The organism is Alloacidobacterium sp. (assembly GCF_035631355.1).
Taxonomy (GTDB): Bacteria; Acidobacteriota; Terriglobia; order Terriglobales; family Acidobacteriaceae; genus Alloacidobacterium.
Genome location: NZ_DASQIX010000089.1, coordinates 1 through 10,024, shown reverse-complemented (window position 1 = coordinate 10,024; position 10,024 = coordinate 1). Strand labels below are relative to the sequence as shown.

Sequence of the window (10,024 nt, the reverse complement as noted above, 5' to 3'; positions counted from 1 at the left end):
TGTATGCTCTGTGATGAACTGGCAATTCTCCAATCCATCGCGCAAAATCACATGCAACATTCCCATCAGCAGGGCCAGATCGGTTCCCGGGCGCAGAGGCAAAAACAGGTCCGCATTCCTTGCAATCGGGTTCAATCGAGGATCGGCGATGATCAACTTGCCGCCACGATCGCGGCAGCGCCAGACATAATCTGTGGTAATGGGTGAACAGTCGCCGACATTCGATCCAATGATGAAGAGGACGTCCGCTTTCGGAATATCGCTCCATGGAATCGGACTGCGATCTACGCCGAAAGCGAGTTTGTAAGCTACGCCTGCTGACACCATACACAGCCGGCCGTTGTAGTCCACATGGCGCGTACCCACGCCCAGACGCGCAAACTTCCCCACTAGATAGGATTTTTCCGTTGTGAGAGAAGCACCGCCATAAACCGCAACCGCATCCTTGCCGTACTTTTCCTGCACTTCGCGGATGCGTCGCGCGGAAAAACTGAGCGCTTCTTCCCATCCTGCTTTGCGAAATCCATGTTCGCTGCGCATTAGCGGATCGAGCAGGCGGTCAGGATGGCTCCCCTGCAAATAGCGTTTAACCCCCTTGGGACACAGCTTTCCCTTGTTGAAAGGGAAATCTTCCCATGGCTCGAAGCCAATCACCTGGTTCTCGCGGACTTTCAATTGAATGCCGCACTGTTGGCCGCAGAAACAGCAATGCGTCTTCACCAACTTCTCCGCCGGGTTGCGCGATTCATCCGACCACCCTCCCGGAGGTATTGCGTGAAGATGTGGGCCGAATTGCTCGTGGAGCTCTTCCACGGAAGCCGGAAGTTTAGCCACGGTTTGCCGTCTCCTTGACTCGAAGCTGCGCATGCGACAGCGTCTTTCGTTTGCATGGCGGACAGAGTTCCTGCCAATAGCCTGCCGGGCCGGGAATGCTGTAATCGAATCCGAGCTGAGGCAGCGCGCGTTTCAAATCGTCTATTTGCATTCTCGATGCAAACCGCTCGCCGCATCGGGCGCAGCGTGCGCCTTCATCGCGCGCTCCGGCCTGCTGGTAAAGCTTGGCGCCGAGTTGCGCGGGCCGCTGGAAAATGTGGAAGAACTTGCCGAAGGGGAGATACAAAAGAGCGGCAATCACGGTGATGGCATGGAGAATTGCGAGAAAGCTGTAGAGATTACCGCGCAGCCAGAACTGCGAGACAGTCAGCGCAAGACCGGTGACCGAAATCGCAAAGAGCAAGATAAGCGGGAAGAAGTCGAGCGTGAACGACTGAAGCGTCTGGGCACCAACATCCTGCAACCGCCGCCACAAGGCAAGAGAAATGCCAGTGAGCACGAGAACCGCTGCAATGTCGAGACCATGAAATGCGATTCCCGCCACGATTGAATTCAGCGGAAAGGATGCTATCGGGAAGCCGAAGACATAAGTCACATATGTCATCTGGTCAGTGGTTTTCGATCCGAAGGAGAGCCATCCAAAAACCAGCGGAAACGTAATGGCGGCGGCCAGAATACAGCCCCAGAACAGGAACTGGTGCATCCACCAGCGCAACGGCGAGCGGCGGCGGATAAACGTCTGCATCAAGATATTCGTTCCGAAAAGTCCGCTGATGTTTTTAAAGCTGCGCAAGAATCCCTGCTCTCTGGCAATCTGCCATCCGCGCTGCCAGAAGATTCGTGTCGGCGGCTTATCAAGCCAGACGATGTAGTGATAAGCCACACCCCATGTAGCGAAGATGATGGCAAACGTATATATCACCAATGCCGGATCGAAATTCTGCAGGTTGCGCGATCCTGCCACGATCGCCGCAATCAAAAGACCTGTCCAGATGGTGGCCCAGACACTGGCGCGTACCTGCGTCATAGCGCGGCTTTGCCTTACTGGAGCATGTTCGACAGCGGTGCGATCGGAAGCAAGAAGCGCGTGCGCGTTCAGCCGCCACAACAAAAACGCCGTCAGAGACAGCAGTATGAAACCTGGCCACTCTACTCCGAGTGTGTCGGCAAAAATGCCGAGCAGGAGGGGCGGGAAAAAGCCGCCCAATCCGCCTATCGCTCCAACCAGGCCCGTTACCGTTCCTGTATCTTTTGCAAAATACTGTGGCACTAATTTGAAGACTGCGCCATTCCCGATACCCAGGAGCGCCGCGCAGCCAAGAGCACCGGCAGTGAACGGCACCATGGATGGCCATGCCATCAGCAGAGAGAATGGAACGGTGCCGAAGAAGACAACGGACAGTACCTGCGCTCCGCCGATTCTGTCTGATAACCAGCCCCCCACAGGACGCAGCAGCGTAGCCAGCACAACGAAGCCGGCCGTCCGCAATCCGGCATTCGTCGGACTCAGATGGAATTGATCTTTGAGCAGGGTCGGAAGGTAAATTGAGAATGCAACAAATCCACCAAACGTGAGCCCATAAAAAGCTGACAGCGCCCATGCCAGGCGTTCGCGGCGAAGCAGCCCCACCATTTCGCCAAGCGTTTTTGCCTGCGAGCGGTCCGGAGAGTTCCGCGCAAACAGCACGAACACAATGGCCCATACCACCAACAACACGGACAAGCCGCGAAAAACCCGCTGCCATCCAAACGCCACTGCGAGGACTGGTCCCAGGAACACGACAACTGATTGCCCGATGTTGCCCAGTCCATATATGCCGAGCGCCGTTCCCTGCTTTTGTGGCGGGTACCACCGTGAAACAAAGCCTACGCCTACGGCAAACGAGGAGCCGGCGAGTCCCAGGCAAAACGCAGCCGCAAGTAACATGGAGTAGCTGGCAGCGAAGGACGCCCAAATTGGCGGAATGGCGGAGACGAACATCAGGACGGTGAAGATCACTCGCCCGCCGTACAAATCAGTGAGCATCCCCATGGGAATGCGCGCCAGAGATCCGAGAAGGACAGGAACAGCGACCAGGAAGGCTGACTGTGTAGCAGTGAGGTGTAATGCCTCGCGGAAGCGCGGAGCAAATGCGCTGATCAGCCCCCATGCGGCAAAGCACACGACAAAGGAGAGCGTCCCTAATGACAGTTGCGTGGACGCGCCTCGGCTCTTCTCAGCAACCATATCCGTCCTCGATAGGTGAACTGCCAGATTTGGTGTTGTTAGCCTAAGTCATTGACCACATCATAGTAACTCGAAAGTAGATGGCAAATATATGTATCACTACCTTCAATGGTGCCGATTGCCCAGCATAGTAGACCACTTTAGCGAGAAGTATGTATTGTAACCAGACGCAAATGTGCGGGAGGCTGAAGCAACGTTGCGAAAATGTTCCAGGCGAACAGGGTAACCGCCGTCAATTCCACAACCGCTGAACATGGTAGCATTTTCCATCCGAATTTCCAGTAATTTTCATAGGCAAGCGGCTCGAATGTTACGCGCATCGCACAGCCCAGTTGCAAGAGTAAGAGCGACCAAAGCATCAGCCGTGTGCTCCACAGGATTCGCATTCCGCAAAATGCCGGCAGGACTCGCTGGCCAATTACGAATACCATGCCTGCGATGAAACCCACGGTAATCGCGTGGCGGCTGGCGCCCCAGATGCCGCCCGCTTGGTCAGAGAGCACCGCCAGCGCACTTAGCACACATGAGACAACTAACCAGATGTATGGGATGCGGAGAAAAAGCGGAAACGAAGTGTGGACATTCAGCAGCTTTGCCGGCTGCACCGCTGGTTCCCAAACGTGAAGGGCATCGATAGCAAGCAGCGCAGCAAGAAAAAAAAGCACTGCGGAGATCGCCCACGATGCAAGAAACACAGCGATGACACCGGCAATGCTGAGACCATAAGCAATTAACAGGCGTGTATCACCCGGCTTCTTGAACCCGGCAAATATCGGGAGCCAGCGAGCGTTAAAACCCCAGATCGTTGGAACAATTACGCCCCAAACCGCCAGCACAATCAGTTGTTGATCCAGAAGATGCGGCAGTGCCGGTGTAGTGCCGGAGATTGCAAGATAGGCTACTGCTGCCAAATTCACGATCATCGCAACAAGAAAAGCAATCGTTCCGCCGAAAACGATTGTCATCCAGGCTTCTCTCCGTCGGCCTGTGTTGGAGGGGCGATGCCGCCGCACTGAACGATAGAAGAGAATGAATGCCGCCAATTGAAGCATGCCGGAGGTTGGCAGCAGAACTCTCCAATGCCAGCCGGTCACGCCACCAATCCAGCGCAGTGTGATACCTAGTGTCCAGGTCGTCCAGGCTATCCAACCAGCACGCACAGGAAACATAAGCGTGCTCTGCATTTTGGTCAGCGAATAGAAGCCGATACCCAGAATGAACGAGCCAATCCACCCAAAGATCTGTGCCTGCCCATGCGCCTGCAACCATGCCGGTGACAGGCTCCCGGCCAAATGTTGCTCAGAGATGCCGATTAGGTTCCACACGCCGAGGAACGTTCCCGGAAGAAGCATGAAGAGAAGCCCGCTTGCGACGAAAGCAATGATCAGCCTTTGACTGTGCCGCTCCATCGCTCTGCGCGCAGTATCCGTGGGCTGCTGCAATGCATGAGCAGCCATTATGCTCGCTCACTTTCCAACTTGAGAGCGCGTGGAAACAGAATGTTGTTTTCAAGGTGGATATGCTGATGCAGATCGCGCTCAAGGTCCTCGAGGGCCCGATAAAGTGCGTGGAGAGTCGTGCAAGCGCTATCTGGAGGGAGAAAATTATTGGTGACCTCACGCAGCATGCGAAGCTCATCTCCTGTCTGGTTATGATCCATCATCATCCGCGTGACTGGTTGCTGCACGCTGCCAAAGACCGCCTGCGCCAGCGGCTTCTGGTTCCAGCTCAACTGCTTGATGTATGGAAAGAGCACATTCTCTTCACAGAAAAAATGATGTGTCAGTTCGGCGCTGATAACCATAAGCTTTTCATTTACCTTGTAAATCTCTGGATACTCAGCCCCATGACGTCGTTCGACCTTAGCGGCCAGTTGCAGGACGAGACCGAGTTGATCGCGGGTGAACGCGTGGTGCTTGCCTACAATGTAGTCAATCAGATCTGGTAGCGGGGCTGTCTGCCAGGCGTTTTCTGGCTGGTCCATGTTTTGCCCTCGGCATTCCAGTTCCTCGATCACAATCGCAACGTTCTGGTCGCGGCCCGCGCAGGCTTCTGCTAGCGTGTATTTACCGCCACAACAGTAGTCGATTCCGAACTGCTCCAGTACGGGAATCGCGTCTGGCGCCTCAACAGCAATGTCGCGCACTGGTGTCTCTGCCGTAATAATCATCATGAATGAAACCTCCTGGTCATCCTGAGCATAGGGCCTTCTCTGCCCTCGCTCAGTGACTTAAATCACTCATGCCATTGCTGTTCGATAAGCTTATGCCGCAAGATGAAATGTAATGTCTCGTGAACAGCGCATACGCGTCCTGGCAAAATCATCGTTATGTCAAAATCTGCCGGAAACTGTCGTAGCCGAGCTTGCCGCTCGTTCGGTCGAGCGCAGGGTCAAGCAGGGACAAATCCTGTTCACCGCCAATGAGCCGGCTAGCGGAATGTATATCGTGCTTTCAGGATCTATCCGGGCTTTTCGTGAAAACATCGACGGGCGGGAACAGACAATTCATGTGGAGCGCGCTGGCGGCATATTGGCAGAAGTTGCCGTCTTCGACGGAGGGCCCTACCCTTCCAACGCTGTGGCCGACGAAGACTCGGACGTATTGTTTCTTTCAACTGAAGATGTGCACCGTTTCATGCTGCTTCACCCCGAAGCTGCGCTCGCTGCATTGGCCAACATGGCCAGGAAGCTTCGCATCGTTGCATCGCTTGCCGAGCAGCTTGCTCTACAAGATGTAGGTCAGCGGCTGGCCACGTTGCTGCTAGAAGAAGCGCGTCTCGCGTTGCCGAAATTGCAGGATGGCGTTTCGTTCTCCTTACCGTTGTCGCACGCGCAGATCGCGTCGCGCCTTGGATCAGTACGGGAAGTGGTGACGCGGACATTACAAAAACTCGTTCAACATGGCGTTATCGAGGTCCGCGGTCATCGCATTGTAGTGCTCAACGTCAAAGCACTCGTCTCAGAGGCACAAAAACGTCGCCATGGAACAAATACTCAACTCTCCTAGCACTCAACCGGGCCGGAACCCCTCGCGCTGAAGTAATCTCGGAAAGGCTGAGGCCTGTCAACGGCATCGTCCGGATCACACAATCCATAAAGTCGCTCATGAAGGCTACGCCAGGTTCTCCTAATTTCAACCGCAGCCTGCCTAGAGTTCGCATTGCAGTATATGGCTGGCCACGATAATATAGATATCGACGTATTGCGTTCATTTTGCAGGCGAACTGTGAAGCAAGCGCATCGACGAAGTACTTGAAAATCGAGCAGTTGCAAAGTGCGGAAGTGGTGAAATTGGCAGACACACCATCTTGAGGGGGTGGCGCCGAGAGGCATGGGGGTTCAAGTCCCCCCTTCCGCACCAAGAAGTTATCTGACTTAATCTTTCTGAGGTTCCTGAAGAAAACCGCGCATGTTTTATCTGATTCTTGCCATCCACATCATCGTTTGTATTGTTCTCTGTGTCGTTGTATTGCTGCAGCAGGGCAAGAGCGCAGATCTCGCCGGCGCTTTTGGCGGTCAGGGATCACAGACGGCCTTCGGCCCGCGTGGTGCGGCCAACCTACTTACACGCCTCACAACATGGTGCGCTGTCATCTTCATGCTGACCTCCATCGGTCTTACGATCCTGATGCAGAAGCGCTCAGGCGGACACTCGGTTTTGGAAGGCACCAAGACGACGCAGTCGGTTCCTGCCAAGAAGTAACCGGAAACCTCGTTTCACCAACAAGGCAGGCATCGAGCCTGCCTTTGCTGTTACCATCACGCTCACAGATTAACTAAGGATCTACCAGGTGAGCCCAAAGAATCCCCTCTCTCTTCTTCTAGCCTTTTCTGTCATTGCCTCCATACCGCTCTGCGCGCAAACTTCCTCGTCCAAAGAACTTGCCGTTCATGCTGGACGCATGATCGACGTGGGCAGCGGCGAGGTAATGAAGGACGCTTACATTGTGATCGCAGGCGACCGCATCAAGTCCATCGGCGCCAGCGCGCCCGCCGGTGACTCAGTTATCGACATGAGCAAGTACACCATCGTTCCAGGGCTGATCGATTGCCACGCGCACATCCTCTCCGACCCAACGACACAAACGCCGGGGCACTATCTGATGACCTCCGCGCCGCAGGCGACGGTGCGTGGCGTTGCCAATCTTCAGATATGGCTGGCGCACGGATTTACCGCTGTTCGTGACGCTGGCGAGGAGTATCCCTCGTATCCGCAGTTTGCGCTGCGCGATGGCGTTGCCAAAGGGCTGATCACGGGACCTCGCATCGTCGCGGCCGGCAGCTTTGTCTCGGTTACCGGTGGACACGGCGACGGCGACATCCTCTCACCGGACAAGCCTAGCCTTGAGCAGCCGAATACCGCGGACACCGTGGATGACGTAAACCGCGTCGTGCGCCGCGACATCAAGTATGGCGCGGACTGGATCAAGCTGATGGCCACCGGCGGCGTTATGGATCCCATCAGCGACTACCGCGTGCAGGAGTTGAGCGACGCGCAGATGGCGCGCGCGGTTGAAGTGGCGCATCGCGCCGGGCGCAAAGTGATGGCGCACGCCGAAGGCACCGTCGGCATCAAGGCTGCGGTGCGCGCTGGGGTTGACTCCATCGAGCATGGCACGATGCTCGACGATGAAGGCGCGCAGATGATGGCCGAGCGCGGGACGTGGCTCGTGCCCACACTCTATTGCTTTCAGCACGATCTTGAGACCGGTCTCTCCAAAGGCCGCGATCCGCGCAGCATGGCCAAGGGCATCGCCATCGTCAAGGAGCAGGGGCCTGCGTTTCAACGCGCGCTCAAGTATCACCTGAAAATCGCTTACGGCGTGGACGACGCCGACGTGGATGAGTCTGTGTCCAAGGAGTTTGGCGCGCTGGTGCGCGGCGGCATGACTCCGCTGCAGGCGCTGCAAGCAGCTACCATCAACGGCGCAACACTGCTCTCACTCGATAAGGACATGGGAACGATTGAGCCGGGTAAATATGCCGACCTGGTTGCCGTTCCCGGCGATCCGCTCGCGGACATCACCGTGATGGAGCACGTTGCCTGGGTGATGAAGGGCGGAGTTGTCGTAAAGCCTCTGGTGCAGTAAGACTACAGCTTTTCCGGCGCAGGACCGTACTGCTTAAGAAGGCCGTCGATATTGTCGGCCTTCCTGGAGCGCCATGTTTCCTCGCCCCATCGCTTTACTTCCGGCGAATCGTCGGCTTGCATTTCCTGATACACGAAGCTCAAGACGCGGTCGGTTGGCTCTTCGACCCAGGTGTTGCCCTGCCCGTGTACACGCGAGGCGCCGCGCTCCCAGCCTCGCGGCGTCAGATGCCATTCGGTCCATTCCTTGCGAATTGCCATAGCGATTCATTGTGACGCATTTTGCGTGTTTTGGGCAGCTTCGCTGACAATCAAACTATGGTTCTTGAGACTTTTCCTGTCGGGCTGCTGCAATGCAATTGCACCATTCTGGGCGACGAGACGACCGGCGAAGCCATGGTTATCGATCCGGGCGACAACATTCCGCAGATTGTGGCTCGCCTGGAAAAGCACAGGCTCAAACTGAACCAGATTGTCGTCACCCACGCTCATATCGATCACGTGGGCGGGGCCCTCAAGCTCAAGCAACGGACCGGAGCGCCGATTCTTCTCAACCAGAATGATTTGCCGCTGCTTGACATGATGGAGATGCAGGCGGGCTGGCTCGGCACTGCTACCCCGGAAGTTGCGCCGCCGGATGCCAGCGCCGAGGACCATCTCATCGTCGGACTGGAGAAGTATCCGGCTCAGGTGCTGCACACTCCGGGTCATACGCCGGGGAGCATCTGTCTGCATTTCGTTCCGCAGAAGCTGCTGATTGCAGGCGATACGCTCTTTGCCGGATCGATTGGCCGGACGGATCTTCCGGGCGGGAACACCAGGACGATTTTGCGGTCAATTCATGACCGTCTGCTACCGCTTCCCGATGAAACACGGGTGATTCCAGGCCATGGGCCTGCAACTACAATCGGGGAAGAGCGGGAGTCCAATCCGTTTCTCTAAGGTTGATCCCCTCCCCTGCTTTCGTCCCATTTTCCTTATTTTTCAATGGTTAGCGAGGGATCATCCCCGGCTATCCACTTGATTTTATTGTGCTTAGATGCTTTCTAGTATTTTCAATCACTTAGCGGGTAATCCCTTCATGCCGCACTAGTCTAGTCAAAATGAAAAGCCCGCGGATTCGCGGGCTTCCTCTCTATTTCTAATGATAGCAGTTTCAGCGAAATAACAGGCCAAATCGCCTTGTCTTTATTTGTCTTGTTTTCAGTGGTTTGTAAATTATTTTGACGGTTAGGGGCTTGACAACTATTTCGCTCGTCGGCCTATCGCAGTAGAGTTTCGATCGAGAAGTTCTCGCACGCGAGAACCAGTTCCTCAACCGCGACATCGCCTGAACCCTTGCCACTCAAGGCCGGACCTGCGTATTTCTTTGGGGTGGCCTGGGCCAGTTTATACATCTCAATGGGCTGGTTCGCTTCATTTCGTAGGATGATTGTGATCAACTGCTTTGCGTTCGGGCCGGAGGATTTTGCGCTGTTGATCCAGTTCCAGAGGCTTGCGGAATCGATGACGCCACGTTTCAACGTAACGTCATTGACTTTGTGAGAGCCCTGAATTTTGGACATCTCAGTGAATCCGCCGACCGGCGTGCCTCCAAGGCTGATCAAGTAGTTGTAGGACGAATATGGAGCCATGCGATTCGACATCGAGATTTTGCTCCTTTGAGAGACCCCAGGCTAATGCCCTTTTCATTTTCAGACATCATGGCTCACGAGTCATGCCTTTTGTTTGTCGGATTGTTTGGATGATAAGTCGAGAGGAGCACGAGGTGTTGCGAAAGGCTGGACTCAGCGATGAGGCTGATCCAGAGAACAACCTCGGAGGCTCCTCAGAGACTATGTATTACATCGGACTGGACGTGCACAAGAAGACG

At 55.4% G+C, this 10,024-nt stretch carries 10 protein-coding genes and 1 tRNA gene; 5 read left to right on the top strand and 6 right to left on the bottom strand.

The annotated features are described in order from the left end of the window. From VEV40_RS16310 to ric, 4 genes are all read right to left on the bottom strand, one after another. Positions 1-834 (bottom strand): molybdopterin oxidoreductase family protein (locus tag VEV40_RS16310; RefSeq protein WP_324833856.1); only part of this gene is annotated, 834 nt, incomplete at its 3' end. Beyond that, positions 827-3,061, bottom strand: a complete 2,235-nt coding sequence (locus tag VEV40_RS16305) for a nitrate/nitrite transporter (protein WP_324833855.1) — start codon at positions 3,059-3,061, stop codon at positions 827-829. The genes VEV40_RS16305 and VEV40_RS16310, both read right to left, overlap by 8 nt. Before the next feature lie 140 nt (positions 3,062-3,201). Next, the gene (locus VEV40_RS16300; RefSeq protein WP_324833854.1) at positions 3,202-4,518 is read right to left on the bottom strand and encodes an NnrS family protein; all 1,317 of its coding nucleotides are present in this window, start codon (positions 4,516-4,518) and stop codon (positions 3,202-3,204) included. Next, positions 4,518-5,234, bottom strand: coding sequence for an iron-sulfur cluster repair di-iron protein (gene ric / locus VEV40_RS16295; RefSeq protein ID WP_324833853.1), 717 nt, complete (start codon positions 5,232-5,234; stop codon positions 4,518-4,520). Before ric ends, VEV40_RS16300 begins: the two co-directional genes overlap by 1 nt. A 112-nt stretch (positions 5,235-5,346) precedes the next feature. Here ric and VEV40_RS16290 point away from each other — a divergent pair, with 112 nt between their 5' ends. The 4 genes from VEV40_RS16290 to VEV40_RS16275 all read left to right on the top strand — a co-directional run bounded on the left by VEV40_RS16290 (position 5,347) and on the right by VEV40_RS16275 (position 8,152). Next, positions 5,347-6,069, top strand: a complete 723-nt coding sequence (locus tag VEV40_RS16290; RefSeq protein WP_324833851.1) for a Crp/Fnr family transcriptional regulator — start codon at positions 5,347-5,349, stop codon at positions 6,067-6,069. A 269-nt stretch (positions 6,070-6,338) separates the two neighbouring features. After that, positions 6,339-6,423 (top strand) — tRNA-Leu (locus tag VEV40_RS16285). Between the two features lie 48 nt (positions 6,424-6,471). Then, positions 6,472-6,765, top strand: coding sequence for a preprotein translocase subunit SecG (secG, locus tag VEV40_RS16280; protein ID WP_324833849.1), 294 nt, complete (start codon positions 6,472-6,474; stop codon positions 6,763-6,765). Between the two features lie 88 nt (positions 6,766-6,853). Beyond that, positions 6,854-8,152 (top strand): amidohydrolase family protein, encoded by a 1,299-nt coding sequence (locus VEV40_RS16275; protein ID WP_324833847.1) that lies wholly within the window; start codon positions 6,854-6,856, stop codon positions 8,150-8,152. Positions 8,153-8,154: 2 nt separating this feature from the next. On the opposite strand, the gene VEV40_RS16270 is transcribed toward VEV40_RS16275, so the two are convergent. Continuing rightward, positions 8,155-8,412, bottom strand: coding sequence for a hypothetical protein (locus tag VEV40_RS16270; protein ID WP_324833845.1), 258 nt, complete (start codon positions 8,410-8,412; stop codon positions 8,155-8,157). Between the two features lie 57 nt (positions 8,413-8,469). On the opposite strand from VEV40_RS16270, the gene VEV40_RS16265 reads away from it, so the two are divergent. After that, on the top strand, positions 8,470-9,093 hold the full coding sequence (locus tag VEV40_RS16265; protein WP_324833843.1) for an MBL fold metallo-hydrolase: 624 nt from the start codon (positions 8,470-8,472) through the stop codon (positions 9,091-9,093). A gap of 320 nt (positions 9,094-9,413) precedes the next feature. On the opposite strand, the gene VEV40_RS16260 is transcribed toward VEV40_RS16265, so the two are convergent. Next, positions 9,414-9,797 (bottom strand): phage tail protein, encoded by a 384-nt coding sequence (locus VEV40_RS16260; RefSeq protein WP_324833842.1) that lies wholly within the window; start codon positions 9,795-9,797, stop codon positions 9,414-9,416. Positions 9,798-10,024: the final 227 nt, after the last annotated feature.